This window comes from Sulfitobacter pacificus (genome assembly GCF_030159975.1).
Classification (GTDB): domain Bacteria; phylum Pseudomonadota; class Alphaproteobacteria; order Rhodobacterales; family Rhodobacteraceae; genus Sulfitobacter; species Sulfitobacter pacificus.
This window is the reverse complement of sequence record NZ_BSNL01000007.1, coordinates 1-16874: the sequence shown is the minus strand read 5'-3', so window position 1 is coordinate 16874 and position 16874 is coordinate 1. Positions and strand designations below refer to the sequence as shown.

Below are 16874 nucleotides of genomic sequence, written 5' to 3'. Positions count from 1 at the left end.
CGATCTGATTACGTCGTGAAACTAGGGCCGTCCTCACATCGAGGGCTGCCCTTTCCGACTGGCGGGTTGACTACAGCCGATATCAAATCGGCTGGCCCGTCCCGGAGACACCCCATGACCACCACACTCGACCTCGATCCCGTTCGGGAAGCCGCACTCATCGCCGCCCAGAATGACGCGTTTCGCCGCTCCATCCTCGGCACTACCCCGGTCGCCGATGCCTCGCAGGGCCAGTTCGTGATGACACGTGGAGTCGCGGCGCTTGGGATCAATGCGCAACTGGAATTGACCCGACGTGTCGCCGCCTTCGACAGGTTCAATGCCGACAGTGATCCGCAGGGATGGCACGAGATGGGCGTCATCGAGTTTGAGGACACGACGGTCTGGTTCAAGATCGACTTGTATGACGTCGATTATCCGTACGGTTCGCCCGAGCCCTCCGATCCCGAACAGACGCGTCGCGTGCTGACCCTGCTTCTCCCGTCGGAGTACTGACGCCTCCAATCCCTACTCACGGCCCCGGATCGCCCTTGCACAAAGGGCGGTCCTTTCGGGCTGGCGGGTTTCAAGGGGCGCGATACCCGCGTCCCCCCCGCAACAGGAGACCTCAGATGGCCAAGACACTCGACTACCTGATCACCCTCTATCCCGCGCATCGCGATGGCGCATTCGTTGTTACCCAGTTCCAGATGCTGGGGAGCTACCCCGAAAAGCGCATCCAGGCCGCTGGCATGGATGACCTGATCGACCAGGTGACGCAGTTCGCCATGGAGCACGGCGAGAGTTGCAGCGCCTCGGTGCGCTGCCTCGCCCCTCGCAAACCGCCCGGGTTCAAGCGCGCGACCGAGAACCTCTATTTCAACCTCGTTGATCGCACGAACGAGAAACGCGGCACCGCGGCGGCCTGAAGCCCCCCAAAGGAAGCCTCCGGGGCGGCCTGGCTGAGCGGTCGCCCTCCCCTTCCCTCAATTCCAAAGGACCAAAGACATGACACAAGAGACTGATTTCTACGCGCAGATGCTCGAATCTCAGAGACGTGCTGCCGAACAGCGGGTCGAGACCCGTGCAGCCCTTCTCACAGAACTGCGCGCGCTCGGTGTTACGAGCATCGAGGTGCAATACGAAGGCTACGGCGATTCCGGCAATGTCGAGGATGTCGTCGTGAGCCCTGACACGATCACCCTGCCAGAAGGCCTGCGACGCCGGGTCGAAGACTTCGGCTGGGACTTCGCCTATGCGCTGAGCCCCGGCTTCGAGAACAACGAAGGTGGCTATGGCGAACTGACCTGGGCGATTGAGGCGGACAAGATCGATGTCCGCCACTCGAACCGCTATATCGTGACCGACACCACCGAACACGAGGGGCTCTGACATGGCACACCCCCTCCACCACGCCGAAAGCTCGGCCCGAAAATTCGGCGGTGTTCCAGATGACTATCAGTTCGTGCACGACTGGTGACTCATCGAAAGAGCACCTGGCCCTCTTTGTCCACCGAGCCTACCGCCATCATACGGCCGGGATCTATGATGCCGAACGTCACTTCGGCCACAGCCTGACCAACAGCGCGGGCCGGGTCGTCCCGATCCGCTGGATCGGTGAGCAGCATGTGCGCGAGGACTGCCAGGGGCGTATCCCGTCGCTGGCGGACTGGCTCGGACGCATTCAGCCGGAGCCTTGGATGGCCAATGGCCGGATCGACAACGACCCGACGCAAATCGGCCGCGATCCACGCACGGCCTGGATCGAAGCAGTCGCCAATCACCAGACCATTCTCGGCTTTGAGGATTGGCTCCTGAAGGTTTCGGTCGAGCACATCCAGCATCGCCAGAACCGCGCCGCCGCCTGAATCGCTAGGAGGCAAACTCACCGATCACCAGACCACGTCCCAATCGACCCGCTCGAGCCGCAAAAGGCTCGGCGGGTCGATTGCGTTTCAAGAAAGGCAATCGACATGCATGACCCCGTTTACGAGGAGGTCCACCAGGGCCACAACATCAAGATCTACCACGACCCCGATTCTGAGAGCCCGCGCGAGTGGTGCAACCTCGGTACGCTGATTTGCTGGCACCGGCGTTATCGGCTTGGCGACGGGCACCGGTTCGACAGCCCTGAGGCGTTCCTGCGCGATATCGCGGGCGTCTCGGATCATAGTGATCTCTCGATGGAACAGCTGCGCGACCGCGCCGAGCGCAAGGCGATCCTGCTGCCCGTCTTTCTCTATGACCACTCCGGCCTCGCGATGAACACCATCGGGTTCCACTGCCCGTGGGATTCCGGCCAGGTCGGTTATGTCTATGTGACGCTTGAGGCGGTTCGGAAGGAGTTTGGCGCGAAACGCGTCACCAAGGCTCTGCGCGAAAAGGCTGAAGACATCCTGCGCGCAGAAATCGTCAGCTACGATGCGTACCTTGCCGGGCGGGTCTATGGCTATGTCATCGAGTGGGACGGCGAGGAGGTCGACGCCTGCTGGGGGTTTGTCGGCGACTATGAGCTGGACTGTCTGCTCGAGGCGCGCCGGGCGGTGCCAGCACCATTGCCGAGTCAAACACGCGAGTCCGCTGCCGCTCAAGAGCGGGCTCACCCTTAGGAACCGGCACAGGTGGTATACGCTCCCTTTATTGCGGGAATCCCAATCGGCCTCGCATTGCTGCAATGCAGAAATATCATGGCCCGGCTATTGTGCGGTCGCAGCATGACCACTATGTTTCGAATGTGATCGGTTCTCTCCTCCTCCCTGAGCCGATCCAAGCCAAACGGCGGCATCCACCTCCTCCCGGATGCCGCCTTTTTCTTTTTCAAAGCTCTTCCTGAAGGTTGTCCGGGTACGTACGGCCGCCGATCGGTCGACGACGAACCGTTTCGGATGCGCCGGCCGCAAACCGCCCAATGCTTAGGCGAGCTGCTATTCCTTCAAACTGACAAGGGCTTGCGTAGTAGTGCCCACAGCTCCATCCCCAGATTCTGTGGATAACTTTCCGCTGCCTGAGCGGAGATAAGCAATCCCATGAAAGAGCGAGAGGCAGGGCGGGAGGGGTGACCCCTCCCGGGTGAGAGAGTGCGCTCGGGGCTCGGGGCCAACCCTCAACCCCGGAGATTGCCGATGAACGCTCACCCCCATTCCGTCCCGCTTGCGCCCGAGCCGGAATCCTCTGCCCTGCACGAAGCCTCGTGCTTCGCCCACAACCTGATCCAGGCTGCGAGAACCCTCGTCCCCTTGTTCGAGGCGGGCACGTCCATCGACGCCGCCGCCCTGCGCGCCGCGATGGAAGAAGCTTTCGGTGCCAGAGACACCAGTGGTGCCTGGGTCTGGAAGGACGCCTATGAGGCCGCAGAGGTCGCTCAGATCCTGATGCTTACGCGATACGGTGCGCTGATGCAGCGGCAGGCGGCCACGCCGCACGCCTTCCTCAGCATGACCGAACGTCTCGCCGGTCTGGCCCCGTCACACACGCGGCGCTCTGAAGACAGTGTCCGACTGCAACAATTTTCGACCCCTCTGCCGCTCGCGGCCATCGTCGCGCAGGTGGCGGGGTTTCGGGATGACGACCGGATGCTCGAGCCCTCGGCCGGCACAGGCATGTTGGCGATCTTCGCCCGGATCGCAGGCGCTCGCCTGGCGCTGAACGAGCTCGCTGAGACCCGCCGCGCCCTATTGGGACAGCTGTTTCCAGATGCCGTGATTTCGGATCACGATGCCGCGTCGATCGACGACCGGCTGGATCGGTCGATCACGCCCTCTGTCATCGTGATGAACCCACCGTTTTCTGCGGCCAACCATGTCGAGGGTAAATTCCGGCAGGCAACCAGCCAACATGTGCTCTCCGCCCTGGCGCGCCTCGCGCCTTGTGGGCGGCTTGTTGTCATCACCGGCGAGAGCTTCCGCCCCTCCACGAAATCCTTCCAATCGACGTTTCAGCGGATCACCTCAAGTGCCGATGTGGTGTTTTCCGCCGCGATCGATGGCAAGGTCTTCGCGCGGCATGGCACCACGATCGACACACGGCTGACGGTGATCGACAAGCGCGCGGTCGACGAAGCTGAGACCGCGCCAGGCGACATCGAGGCCACCTATCATCCGATCTGCGCTACCACAGCCGATCTACTCGCGTCAGTTCTGACCCACTGCCCCGAGCGCCGCAGCCCTCCGCACTGCCCCACCAGTACGGCCCTGTCGGCTCCAACCACTTCGACCCGCACCAACTTGCACGCCCTTCGCAACGCCGCCCGCAAGAAAACACGTGCGCTCGCCGAAGAACGCGCGAGACACCCGTTCGACGACATCGAAACGGCACCACTCGACTACCTGCCGAAAGCCTGGAGCGACCCCGAAGGTGCGCTGCAGGACACGGTCTACGAGGCCTATGACCTTCAGGCGATCCAGATCGACGTCGCGGCGGAACACCCAACCGCGTTGGTGCAATCCGCCGCCATGGCCTCGGTGCCACCGCCCGTCCCGACCTATCGGCCGATACTGCCGAAGAGCCTCGTTTCAGACGGCCTTCTCTCCGCGCCGCAGCTCGAAAGTGTCATCTATGCGGGCAACGCGCACGAGACGCATCTCAAGGGCTGGTTCAAGCGCGGCGAGATCGAAGGTCAGCTCATGGCGGCGGCCGAGGGTGATGAGGGCGCCTTTCGCCTGCGCAAGGGCTGGTTTCTGGGCGATGGCACGGGCTGCGGCAAAGGACGTCAGGTCGCGGGCATCATCCTCGACAATTGGCTGCAGGGACGCCGCCGCGCGGTCTGGGTCTCAAAAAGCGACAAGCTCATTGAAGACGCGCGGCGCGACTGGATGGCGCTCGGCGGGCGCGAAAGCGATATCGTGTCGCTCTCGAAGTTCCGCCAGGGGAGCGACATCCGCCTTCCCGAAGGCATCCTTTTCATCACCTATGCCACGCTGCGCTCCGCTGAACGCGAGGGCAAAGCCTCCCGCCTCGATCAGGTGACGTCCTGGCTCGGCGAAGGGTTCGATGGGGTCATCGCTTTCGATGAAAGCCACGCCATGGCGAATGCCACCGGCGAAAAGTCCGACCGCGGCGACAAGAAGGCCTCGCAGCAGGGTCTTGCGGGTCTCGCACTGCAGAACGTCTTGCCTGATGCGCGTGTGCTCTATGTCTCGGCCACCGGCGCGACGGTCGTCGGCAATCTCGCCTATGCTGCGCGTCTCGGGCTTTGGGGCACCGGGGATTTCCCCTTCGTGACGCGTGCTGAGTTTGTCGCCGCGATGGAGGCCGGTGGCATTGCCGCCATGGAGATGATCTCGCGCGACCTGAAGGCGCTCGGGCTCTATCTGGCGCGGTCCCTCTCCTATGCCGGGGTCGAATACGAGATGCTGGTGCATGATCTGACGCCCGCCCAGGTCGCGATCTACGATAGCTACGCGGATGCCTATCAGATCATCCACAACAACCTTGAGGCCGCGCTTCAGGCCTCGGGTATTTCCTCCGAGACCGGCACGTTGAATGCCCAGGCGAAATCCGCCGCGCGCTCGGCTTTCGAGAGCAACAAGCAGCGCTTTTTCAACCATCTCATCACCGCCATGAAATGCCCCACGCTGATCCGCGCCGTTGAGGCGGACCTGGCGGCGGGGCATTCGGCCGTGATCCAGGTGGTCTCGACCAGCGAGGCGGTGATGGAACGGCGCCTCGAAGACATCCCGCCTTCGGACTGGGACGACCTGCAGGTCGATTTTACGCCGAGGGAGAACATCATGGACTACCTGATGCACAGCTTCCCGACGCAGCTCTTCGAGCCCTATACGGACGAGAATGGCGATCTGCGCTCGCGTCCCGCCCTCGATGGCGACGGTAATCCGATTATCTGCCGTGAGGCGGAGCGGCGGCGGGATGATCTGATCGAGCACCTGGGTGCCCTTGCCCCGGTGCAGGGCGCCCTCGACCAGATCCTTTGGCATTTAGGCGGGGAGGCGGCCGCCGAGGTCACGGGGCGCAAGCGGCGCATCGTGAAGACGCGCGAGGGACGGCTCAAGGTTGAGAACCGCCCCGCCTCCTCCAACCTCGGCGAAACCCAGGCCTTCATGGATGATGCCAAGCGCATCCTGATCTTCTCCGATGCGGGTGGCACGGGGCGCAGCTACCATGCCGATCTCGGAGCAAAGAACCAGCGCCTCCGGGTGCACTACCTGCTGGAGCCCGGCTGGAAGGCCGACAATGCGATCCAGGGGCTGGGACGCACCAATCGGACTAACCAGGCGCAGCCGCCGCTCTTTCGACCCGTCGCGACCAATGTGAAGGGCGAGAAGCGCTTTCTCTCCACCATCGCGCGCCGCCTCGACACGCTAGGTGCCATCACCAAGGGGCAGCGCGAGACAGGCGGGCAGAACATGTTTCGCGCCGAAGATAACCTCGAGAGTCCCTACGCCCGGGCGGCGCTGCGGCAGTTCTTCTACAAGCTGCGCGCGGGCAAGATCGACGCCTGCTCCTACGCGAAATTCCAGGAGATGACCGGTCTGACGCTCGATGAGGCGGATGGCACGATGAAGGAAAACCTGCCGCCGATCCAGCAGTTCCTGAACCGCTGCCTGGCACTCCGGATCGACATGCAGGACGCGATCTTCGAGGCCTTCGGTGGGTTTCTGTCGGCCATCATCGAAGACGCGCGCCAGGCGGGCACGCTCGATGTCGGCCTCGAAACCCTGCGCGCCGAAAAATTCGAGATCGTCGATCGCAATGTCATCTTCGAGCATGAGGTGACGGGGGCGACGGCCACCGCCCTGACCGTGGAGCGGACTGATCGAAACGATCCGCTCACCCTGCCCCGGGTCAAACAGATCTGCACTGATACAAAAGGCGCGACGCTCTGTTGGAACAAGACCTCCAAACGCGCGGGCCTGATGGTGAAGGCGCCGGCCTTCATGGATGAGGACGGCGTGCCGATCCTGCGGGTGAAACTGCTGCGACCCATGGCGACCGAGATCCTCGCGCTTTCCGACTTCTCGAAATCGCACTGGGAAGAGATTGATGATGCGATGTTCGAACAGCTTTGGCAGGCCGAGGTCGAGGCGGTGCCGGAGTTCACCACCTCCAAGATCACGCTGATCTGCGGGTTGCTGCTGCCGATCTGGGACCGGCTGCCCGCCGACAACATGCGCATCTATCGCCTGCAGACCGAGGATGGGGAACGCGCCATCGGCCGTCTCGTCAGCCAGGAGCAGCTCTTGAACGTCTACGCGCGGCTCGGGCTTGATTGTCAGATCGAGATGACGCCGCAAGAGGTCTTCGACGCGGTGATGGAGGCTAGAACCACCCTGAGCCTGCTCGGCGGCTATCAGTTGCGCCGATCAGTGGTCATGGGGCAGCCGAGGCTCGAGCTCATCGGAGCGTCGGGCACGGCCCTGCCCGGTCTGAAGGCGATGGGCTGTTTCACCGAGGTGATCCAGTGGAAGACGCGGGTGTTCATCCCGGTGGACGGCATTGACGTTCTTGCACGGGTGCTCGCCGCACATCCGGTTGGCGCCAGCGCTGCGGATGCCGCAGCATGAGCGCGCGGCGCAGTATCGCGGACCTCTCGGCCGATCTGGCAGACCGGGCCGAGAGTTTCTGCCGCCAGTATTTCCCCGAGGGGCGCAAGCAGGGCAACTATTGGCAAGTTGGCGACACCACGGGCGCAAAGGGTCAGAGTCTCGCCATCCGGCTGCACGCGCAAGGTGGCCGCAAGGCTGGGTCCTGGACCGACTATGCGACGGGTGAATATGGCGATCTGATCGACCTGCTGCATGAGCGACTTGGTTCTGTCACGCTCAAGGAAACGCTGAGGGAGGCCCGGTCCTTTCTCGGCGAGGCCCCCTGCCCTGTCGTATCTCGTGAAGCCCACAGGGCTGAGCGCCCGGATACAGCCTCCGCCAAACGCATCGCCCAGGCGCGCAAACTCTTCGCCGCGGGCAAGCCGGTGCTTGGCACCTTGGCCGCCACCTATCTGCACGGTCGCGGAATCACACGTCTTGGTCCGGCCCTGCGCTATCACCCGCGGGTCTTTCTGCGGCAGGGCGAGGACGACGCCGATCCACCGCGAAGGGCCCCTGCCCTGCTCGCAAAGATCACCGACAATCGCGGCCAGGTCACCGGATGCGCGCGCACCTACCTTGACCCGTCCACCGGCGGCCTGGCCGAGATCGAAAGTCCGAAACGGATCCTTGGGCAGCTGCACGGCCATGCCACCCGCTTCTGGTCCGGCTCGCCTCGCACCGAACTCATCGTCGGCGAAGGTCTCGAGAACACCCTCTCGGTCGGCACTGCTCTCCCCGAGTTCGATCTCGCCTCCTGTCTCACCGCCACCCATCTCAGCCTCTTCATCCCGCCGCCGGGGATCCAGCATATCTGGATCGCGCGGGACAATGACAAAGCTGGGCGTATCGCATCAAAGAGACTGCGTAACCAACTGGAATCGCTTGGAATTGCCTGTGGTGATCTCGTGCCGACCATGGGCGATTTCAACGACGATCTGCGGGCATTTGGCAGAGATGCGCTGCGCCGTTCTCTGCTCAAGGCCATGAGAGTACAAGGTCTGGAGATCAAGGACGGGTGACCGCCACCCTCCCTGGGGATGTCCGACAGGGCAACGGTTCCACTAGTTCGATCTGATCCCGTTTGGAAAAGGGGAGCGATGGACCAGCGGGTCGGTGCTGAGTGCCCCTCGCCCGGGCAGCAATGCGCCCCGAACCAGAAAATTCCCCTGAGCCTGCGGCTCATTCCTCGCGGGGACAATTTTCCGGCCCGCGGCGCATTCTCCGCTGCGCTCCGATCCTTACGGATGCGGCCCGGTCGCCGCCGGTCCTGGTATCGCCCCATCCAAATCGGGTCAGATCAAACAGAGGAACCAGACCATGCCCCATCAGACAGACATCCAAGAGGAGACCGGCGTGACCTCCGCCATCCTCGACCACCTCGCACTTCACGGCGCAACGCCCGTGCCCGGCGAGACCGATCATCGCCCCCTGCCCCAGCCCGACGAGGTCGAGCTCGCCATGGCGACGCTTTTCGACACCACCATCGGCCTTCTCACCGGCAGCCAGTTGGAAGACAATCTCGAAGAGATGCTTTGGTCGCTCACCTCGATTTTCCATCGCCGGCTGACCCATATCCAGAAGCTCCTCGACGACAATGAGTTCGAGGTCCGGGAAAGTCTGGCAATCCAGGACGGCTCCGAGGTCGCCTCGGTCGAACTCGAGCGCCTCCAGTTGATCGGGCTCAAGCTTTGGGACCATCGCGACGCCTTCGAGCAGATGCGCGATCTGGCCGTGGACCACTTCTCGGCCGCCACCGGTTCACCCTGGCTGCCCCGCACCGGATCCAAGGTCTCGCATCGCGGCCTCACCTCCGCCGTGGTGGACAGCCGCGCCTATCTCTCGGCCAAGCGCCGCAAGGAGACCGAGGTGCACTGCCCCGAAGGCACACGGATCGCCTTCTCGGGCGGGGACTATCAGGCCTACGATTTGATCTGGTCCGTACTCGATGCCACCCACACGAAATACCCGGACATGGTGCTCCTGCACGGCGGCACACCCAAAGGCGCCGAGATGATCGCGGCCCGCTGGGCAGATACCCGTGGCGTCACCCAGGTGGTCTTCAAACCCGACTGGAAGAGCCACGGCAAGGCCGCCCCCTTCAAGCGCAACGACAAGATGCTCGAGACCATGCCGCAGGGTCTGATCGCCACCCCCGGTTCGGGCATCACCGAGAACATCGTCGACAAGGCCCGCAAGCTCGGGATCCGCATCAAGAGGATCGGGGCTTAGGCCCCGGTTCACGCCCCGCGCAAAAGGTCCTGCACGACAGAAGGCTTCTTTGCGATCAATGCCAGCAGAACCTGTGCCGGGCCTGTCGGCTGCCGGCGCCCGTGTTCCCAGTTCAGCAGCGTGCCTTTCGCGACGCCAATGCTCTTGGCGAACTCTGCCTGGGACAGGCCAGTCCGTTGCCGAACTTCGGCGACATCGACCTCCGCCACGGAAACTTCATGCACTTTCGCGCTTGCTAAGTCGCCATTCGCGAAGGCCAGAGCCTCTTCTAGGCCCTTGGATACGGATTCAAATGCACTCATGTTGCGTCTCCATATTTCGCGACAAGCGCCTTGCTCATCTCTACCGCCGCGGCCTGTTCGGTCTTCGACAGGATGGCTTTCTCATTCTTGGCGAAGACCGTGATAAGGAAGATCGGCATATGGGTCCCGCCAAAGACATACACCGTCCTGAAGCCGCTACTCTTGCCGCTCCCCTCTCTCGGGATGCGGACTTTGCGTAACCCTCCACCAAGAGAAATGCCCGCTTCCGGATTGGCGGCAATGAAGTTGATCGCCGCCTCACGCTCCTGGTCCGACATGATTGCCTTGGCGCGCCGTTGGAATTCGGGCAGTTCAACCACTGTCTGCAATCGTGTCATCTTTAGTCCCATATAGGTTTCGGCGACGTATGTGTCAATGACGTATAGCTTGCGGGCCGGAAGAGCAAGTCGGCAACTGCTGCCAGAGCCTGCCGGTATGCCCGGTCAGTTGTTATCGGCGTAACTGTCCAAATGTGCCGTCGCATAGGCAGATTGATCCTACCAGCCGGGTTGTCATTTCGTGAGATTGGACTGTTGCGATGTCTCGTGACGGCCCGGCCTTTCGCTCCACGCTCTGATCATCTCGAGTACTCGTCCGAATCGTGGGCGCTTCAGGGAGGACATTGGGCGCGGCAATGATCCCGGGGGATGCGGCTTTGACGTCTGGGCTATGTCTTATCTCCGGTGAGTTTAGAAGTGAGCCAAGGTTCACGGCCTCTCCCTCGGCTGTTCACCCACCTTCCTTCATGGCCAGGGCGCTTCTCTTGATGTGCTGCGCTGCATGACATGCTGGTCGCAGCTGTCGTCCCGTCCACAAAGGTTGTCGCCGGTCTTTTTCCCCTGACCCTGCGGGCCATTCCGCGCGCAGCAAAAAAAGACCGGCGTCTGCCCCTCTCCGCTGCGCTTCGCCTTTGGTGTGGCCGGGCCTTGGCCAGCTGCAAGGTGACCATCATTGCAACGCAAACAAGGAGAAGAGCAATGACCACGAACTGCATCAAATTCACCAGCGCCGACATCGAAACCGCCAAGGGCGTAGGCTCCATCTCGACCCTGACTTTTGATCTCGACATCACGGTCGAACCCGTCGCGAGCACGAATCCGATGGCCCCCACGCACCGCGTCCTCGGCCGCTCCCCGCGCGGCAAGCTGGTCGAGTGCGGTGGCATCTGGAAGAAGCAGAACAAGGAGACCGGCGCCGACTACTTCATGCTGACCATCCGCGACCACGGCTTCAACGCCAACCTCGGTAAGGCCGCGAACCAGGACGATCTGTCCCTGCAAGCCGTCATCCCCTGGGGGCCGAAAGACGCCACCTAAGCCAAAGAATCGGCCGGGTTGCTCCGGCCGATTTCCATCCTTTCTACTAATATCTGTGTTTCAGGCTGCCTTCCGCCGATGCGATTTGATTGCCACAATTGGCTCGGCTTAAGAGCTTCGTCCCGCCGACGTTTTTTAAACTTACGACGCAAGCCACAGGGTCCCTCGTCTCGATTGGAAAGCGAACTTACAGAAAAGTATCGGCAGTTTGACAGCCGTGCAAATCGATAAATGCCTTTAATAGCAACACTGTAAGCGTATACGTCGCGCGAACTGCATGATCAAATGTGGGCACGCGCGTGCGAGGAAATCTAGATGTTGGGCTATGGTGTGACTAGGTCACTACCTTTTGCGACGCCACCTAACGTCAACATCTAGGCGGGTCAGAGTTGCGAGCAGAGCAATAATCGTTGTGAAGACTCATTTTTCCGTGTAGATGACACTTTAAAGAGCGAATTCGCTGAAAAAGCGATATTTAGAGGGCGGGCAGATGAGAGAAAGGTCTTTTGAGGCTGATACGAAGGATCAACCCTTCGATGAGATCATTCTCCAACAGGGGGAGCTGATCTCTGATCGCCTCAACATGTTGCGGCAAGAACAGTATCCTCCGGACGCTCAAAAAGGTCTACGTCAGTTTTCCTTGGCGGAAGTTGCCTACTACCTTGGTGTAACGCAGTCGACAATCAAGAAGCTCCACCTAGAAGGTAAGGGGCCCGATCCCGAAACCTCGTCGTCGGGAAGGCGTAGTTATTCAGCCGAGCAAATGCTCGAACTGCGGGCGTATTTGGACAAGCATGGTCGGCCTGGAAAGCGGCGGTATGTGCCCCATCGGCGTGAAGGTGAGGAACTGCACGTAGTTTCTGTCGTCAACTTCAAAGGCGGGTCTGGAAAGACAACTACTGCGGCTCATCTGGCTCAGCATTTGGCGCTGAAAGGGCATCGTGTACTGGCGATCGATCTTGACCCGCAGGCATCACTGACAGCTCTGCATGGTATTCAGCCGGAGCTCGATAATGTTCCATCGCTCTACGAGACGCTCCGCTACGATGATCAACGCAAGCCAATTACCGAAGTAATCCGACCAACGAACTTTCCTAACCTTGATATCGTGCCTGCAAGTTTGGAACTTCAAGAGTATGAGTATGATACCCCCGTTGCGTTGACGAGCAGCGACCCCCACGAGGGGCGGCTTTTCTTCACTCGGATCTCTAAGGCGCTCGACGAAGTCGATGATCGCTATGATGTCGTGGTGATCGATTGCCCACCGCAGCTTGGCTATCTCACGTTGACCGCACTGACAGCCTCGTCGTCAGTCATCGTCACCGTCCACCCACAGATGCTGGACGTTATGTCGATGAGTCAGTTTCTGCTCATGCTTGGCGGAATCATGAAGACAATACGAGACGCTGGCGCAAACATGCGACTGAAGTGGTTTCGCTATCTGGTCACCAGGTTTGAACCCACTGATGGCCCTCAGAAGCAGATGGTCGGCTTTCTGCAGGCGATGTTCCCGAACCAGATGCTTACCGCGCCTGTATTGAAATCCACGGCGATCTCCGACGCTGGGATTACTAAACAGACGCTCTACGAGGTCGAGCGCTCCCAGTTTGTTCGCACAACTTATGACCGGGCAATCACTTCACTGAACGACGTGAACGATGAGGTTTCAGAGCTGATCCACAAAGCATGGGGGCGCGAATGACGACGTCTTTGACAGCCGTGCAGATTGAAAGTTTTGACAGCCGTGCAGACAGCCATTTGTCGAGAGTGTTCACGGCTATGATTGCCCAGAAGGAGACAGCTTGATGGCTCGTAAAGACCTCCTGAAAAGTGTGATGGCCAGTTCTTCCGAGCAACCGAAGGACTCTGGCCGATCAGGCTATGCGATGCGTGGCGCATCAAAGTCCATGAAGGTCTCGATTGACAGTCTCGCCGAAAATTCGAAGCGCTTGCTCGAAGGGGAAACCATCGTCGAAATCGATCCCCAATTGATCGATGTGTCCTTCGTCTCGGATCGTCTCAGCGACGACGACGAGGCCTTCAACGAGCTGAAGGAGTCGATTGCAGCTGGTCGCCAGGACACTCCAGTACTACTTCGCCCACACCCGGATCTAGACGGTCGCTATATGATCGTCTTCGGCCATCGGCGTGTGCGCGTGGCGTCAGCCCTTGGCCGGAAGGTTCGCGCTGTCGTCAAACCAATGGACGATGTGGCGCACATTCTCGCCCAAGGGCAAGAGAACACGGCGCGCGCGGATCTCTCATTCATCGAGAAGGCGCTATTCGCAAAAAGCCTCCTTGATATGGGGCAGGCGAAGGATGTGATCCAGTCGGCGCTGACCATTGATGGAACGCTGTTGTCGCGCATGTTGTCTGTCGCGCAGAACATCCCGAGGCATGTGATTGAGCGGATCGGTCCCGCCAAGCAGATTGGCCGTGACCGCTGGGAGGATTTCAAGAAGCTGGCTTCGGAGCCTGCGAACCAAAAGGTCCTTGAAGGTGCCTTGAAACTCGAAGGGTTTCACGAGCTGGATAGCGATGCAAGGTTCGAGCTCCTGCACAGCAGACTGGCAGAGGCGGGCAGGACACCCAAGCGCGGAAAGACGCGCATGGCACCCAAGAAGCGTACCTGGACCGCCGGCAAAGGCCGCATCAAAGGGGTCATCGGCCGATCCGGAAGGGCATTCAGTATTTCGCTGACAGCACAGGATTCAACCGAGTTCGGAGACTTCCTCTCCGGTCGACTGGATCAGCTCTACAGTGAATTCCTCGCAACAAAAGAGGAGCAGTCGGAACAATGATCTAGGCAAAAGAAAAGCCCCCAAGCAGCGTGGCCTGAGAGCTAATCTGAAAAGTTTGGTCGCTTAGAAGATACCTCTCCCACGAATCACTGTCAACGATGAACGCTTTCGAGCGAACGGCTTTCTTTTGCCTCCACATAACCGGAGGTGAGATACAGGCATGAAACATACAGGTTGGCGCAAGCCGACACCGGGTCTTGGGGTTGCTGAGCAGCTTGCCCAAGCCGGTGAACGGGTAGCAGTACCCAAAACACGGGCATTTGTCGCGCTCAAGCGCGTTGGCGCGCATATCGGCCTGAAAGCCGGCGACATGATGCTCCTCGATACGCTCGGGGCCTTCACGCAGGCCCAGGACTGGGAGGAGGGGCAGCGTCCGATCGTCTGGGCGTCGAACGCCTATCTGATGGAGCAGACGGGCTTTTCCCTGTCGGCACTCAAACGCCACGCGCGGCGACTGGCAGAGATTGGCGTGATCTCCTTCCAGGATAGCCCTAATGGCAAGCGGTGGGGCAGGAGGGACGCCGAGGGGCGCATCGTCGAGGCCTACGGCTTCGATCTGTCCCCGCTTTCGGCCCGTGTCGAGGAGTTCGAGGATCTCCAAGCCGAGTTGCAGGCCGAGCGCGAGCGCTGCCAGCGCCTGAAGCGTCAGATCACGGTGGCGCGCCGGATGATCCGTGCGCGGATCGAGGCGGCTATTAGCAACGCGCTGCGTGGGCCTTGGAGCCAATTCACGGGGCTCTTCGAGGAGCTTCTGGACCGACTTCCGCGCCGTCACGAAGCCTCCGAACAGCTTGCGCGGCTGTTCACCTGGTTCAAGGAGCTTCAGGGGCGTGTCGAGGCGGCGTACCTCAAAGCGACTGGTGTGGTGAAACCTGTGGAGAACACCGGTAATAATGATGCCCAAGTCATGGAGAAGACTCAAGAAATGAACCCCAGGAGGGCCATTTCCGAACCTCATATACTAATTACAAATCAACTTAATCCTGTAATTAGTAATTCCTCTGAAAAAGAGGAAGCGGCGGCCGTTGTACCCAATGCCCCACCCGAAGAGCGGGTTAACAGGGATCTGGAAGACTGGGTGGCCGAAGTGCGCAAGAAACGAACGGCGCTCGATCTGCCGACAATCATGCAGGCCTGCCCCGAATTCGCATCCTGGGCGCGCAATATGGGCGGGTTCCTGAAGGATTGGGGCGATTTGCACCGGGTTGCGGGGCAGCTCAGGCCGATGATCGGGATTTCGGAGCATGCCTGGAATGTGGCGCAGGACCGAATGGGCACCCAGGTGGCCACGGCCGCGTTTGCGCTCGTCTTCGAGAAGCACAGCGCGGGTGAGGTTTCCTCGCCGGGCGGCTATCTGCGCGGCATGGTCGAGAAGGCCGGGGCAGGGGAGCTGCATCTCGAGCGCAGCTTCTACGGCAGGCTCAGCGGGCAGGCGGCGTGATGGAGCAGGGGGTCAGAGACCGGCGGCCTTGGTCAGGTTCACCCGGAACCGATCGCGGCGACGCTGGTAGCGGCGGGTCAGCTCGGCCGAGGCGTGTCCGAGCTGTTTCTGGACGTAGCGCTCATCGACCTCGGCCGAACTGGCGAGACCGGCGCGCAGGGAGTGGCCGGAGAACAGCGCCAGGCGATCCTTCTCGGGCAGGTCCGACCGGATACCCGCGTCCAGAACCGTGCGCTTGATCAGGCGCGCGACGTGCTTGTCGTTCAGCCGCGCATTCAGGGATTTCTTTCCATCGCGGGAGGTCCGCACGAAGACCGGTCCGAAGTCGATCTTCGCGAAGTGCAGCCATTGCTCGAGCGCGTGCACGGGGCAGGTCTGATCTTTCGATCCCCGGCCAATCTCGACTTCGCGCCAGCCGGTCTTTGCATTTAGCGTCAGCAGCGCGCCCTTCTCCAGGATCTCGATTCAGCCGCCGGAATCCGGCGTGTCGTCTTTATGGGCGTCAAGGCTGACGATTTCCGAGCGGCGCAGACCTCCGGCGTAGCCGAGCAGCAGGATTGTGCGATCCCGGAGCCCGCGCAAATCATAGGGCAGGGTGGCCACCATCGCGAGGATGTCTTCCGCCAGGATCGCTTCCTTTTGCATCGGCGGGCGCGCATGTTTGCGCTTGATCCCGGCAAGCACTGTGGCGATGTGCCGGTTCTTGCGATCGAGAGTAAACCCCCGTTGCGCGTAGTTCCAGGCGAGGCCCGACAGGCGGCGGTCGATGGTGCTGACCGATAGGGGTCGGGATGCCGACTGCGAAGGGGAGGGGCCCGATCCGGACGCCAGATTCGCAAGATAGAGCCCGATCATTTCCGGTGAAGGGGGCAGCGGTTCCGCGCCTTTCATCCGGCACCAGCGCGCGAAGTGCGTCCAGTCCTTTGCATAAGCCTTCAGGGTGTTGTCCGACGCTGCCGCGCGCGCATAGTCGCGGGCCCTATCGACCAGGTGATCGAGCGTGCCTGAGCCCGCCACATACGCGGGCAGGGCGATCCCATCGCTTCTGTCTTGACGGCTCTCGTCGCCTTGAGCATCATCAGACTTACCAGAGTGCGATGACATCGAATTCTCGTTGTCTGAGTCCATTCATTCCCCGAAAATATGCTAATTTTGAGTGTCGTTCTTGTTCCATGAGTGGACACTAACGTATTGATATTATTGTGTTCATGTTCTTGTTTCATTCCCGGATTATAGTTTCATTATCGGACATAAGACACTTA

General features: G+C 61.0%; 13 protein-coding genes and 2 pseudogenes. 12 read left to right on the top strand and 3 right to left on the bottom strand.

What is annotated here, in order from left to right; translation table 11 throughout:
- Positions 1-114 precede the first annotated feature (114 nt).
- From QQL78_RS19630 to QQL78_RS19595, 8 genes and pseudogenes are all read left to right on the top strand, one after another.
- The gene (locus QQL78_RS19630) at positions 115-495 is read left to right on the top strand and encodes a DUF3768 domain-containing protein (protein WP_284376340.1); all 381 of its coding nucleotides are present in this window, start codon (positions 115-117) and stop codon (positions 493-495) included.
- Between the two features lie 116 nt (positions 496-611).
- Complete coding sequence (locus QQL78_RS19625; RefSeq protein ID WP_284376338.1) at positions 612-908, top strand: hypothetical protein; 297 nt, start codon at positions 612-614, stop codon at positions 906-908.
- A gap of 79 nt (positions 909-987) precedes the next feature.
- On the top strand, positions 988-1371 hold the full coding sequence (locus tag QQL78_RS19620) for a DUF6878 family protein (protein WP_284376336.1): 384 nt from the start codon (positions 988-990) through the stop codon (positions 1369-1371).
- Between the two features lies 1 nt (position 1372).
- Positions 1373-1847, top strand: a pseudogene (locus QQL78_RS19615) (DUF6915 family protein).
- Between the two features lie 105 nt (positions 1848-1952).
- On the top strand, positions 1953-2588 hold the full coding sequence (locus tag QQL78_RS19610) for a hypothetical protein (protein ID WP_284376335.1): 636 nt from the start codon (positions 1953-1955) through the stop codon (positions 2586-2588).
- Positions 2589-3101: 513 nt separating this feature from the next.
- On the top strand, positions 3102-7499 hold the full coding sequence (locus tag QQL78_RS19605) for a strawberry notch-like NTP hydrolase domain-containing protein (protein WP_284376334.1): 4398 nt from the start codon (positions 3102-3104) through the stop codon (positions 7497-7499).
- Positions 7496-8542: a DUF7146 domain-containing protein gene (locus tag QQL78_RS19600; RefSeq protein ID WP_284376333.1), complete on the top strand. Its 1047-nt coding sequence runs from the start codon at positions 7496-7498 to the stop codon at positions 8540-8542. Before QQL78_RS19605 ends, QQL78_RS19600 begins: the two co-directional genes overlap by 4 nt.
- Before the next feature lie 298 nt (positions 8543-8840).
- Positions 8841-9752, top strand: a complete 912-nt coding sequence (locus QQL78_RS19595; RefSeq protein ID WP_284376331.1) for a DUF2493 domain-containing protein — start codon at positions 8841-8843, stop codon at positions 9750-9752.
- Between the two features lie 8 nt (positions 9753-9760).
- Here the strand turns inward: QQL78_RS19595 and QQL78_RS19590 are convergent, their stop codons facing one another.
- On the bottom strand, positions 9761-10054 hold the full coding sequence (locus tag QQL78_RS19590; RefSeq protein ID WP_284376330.1) for a helix-turn-helix domain-containing protein: 294 nt from the start codon (positions 10052-10054) through the stop codon (positions 9761-9763).
- On the bottom strand, positions 10051-10392 hold the full coding sequence (locus tag QQL78_RS19585) for a type II toxin-antitoxin system RelE/ParE family toxin (RefSeq protein WP_284376329.1): 342 nt from the start codon (positions 10390-10392) through the stop codon (positions 10051-10053). Before QQL78_RS19585 ends, QQL78_RS19590 begins: the two co-directional genes overlap by 4 nt.
- Before the next feature lie 639 nt (positions 10393-11031).
- Between QQL78_RS19585 and QQL78_RS19580 the strand changes: the two genes are divergently transcribed.
- The 4 genes from QQL78_RS19580 (at position 11032) to repC (ending at position 15612) form a co-directional block, all read left to right on the top strand.
- Positions 11032-11370 (top strand): DUF736 domain-containing protein, encoded by a 339-nt coding sequence (locus tag QQL78_RS19580; RefSeq protein WP_284376327.1) that lies wholly within the window; start codon positions 11032-11034, stop codon positions 11368-11370.
- Between the two features lie 490 nt (positions 11371-11860).
- On the top strand, positions 11861-13072 hold the full coding sequence (repA, locus tag QQL78_RS19575) for a plasmid partitioning protein RepA (RefSeq protein ID WP_284376326.1): 1212 nt from the start codon (positions 11861-11863) through the stop codon (positions 13070-13072).
- A gap of 103 nt (positions 13073-13175) precedes the next feature.
- Positions 13176-14171 carry a plasmid partitioning protein RepB gene (gene repB, locus QQL78_RS19570; protein ID WP_284376325.1) on the top strand — a complete coding sequence of 332 codons (996 nt, stop codon included), beginning with the start codon at positions 13176-13178 and terminating at the stop codon, positions 14169-14171.
- Between the two features lie 160 nt (positions 14172-14331).
- On the top strand, positions 14332-15612 hold the full coding sequence (repC, locus tag QQL78_RS19565; RefSeq protein ID WP_284376324.1) for a plasmid replication protein RepC: 1281 nt from the start codon (positions 14332-14334) through the stop codon (positions 15610-15612).
- A gap of 12 nt (positions 15613-15624) precedes the next feature.
- Here the strand turns inward: repC and QQL78_RS19560 are convergent.
- Positions 15625-16740 (bottom strand): annotated as a pseudogene (locus QQL78_RS19560) (tyrosine-type recombinase/integrase).
- Positions 16741-16874: the final 134 nt, after the last annotated feature.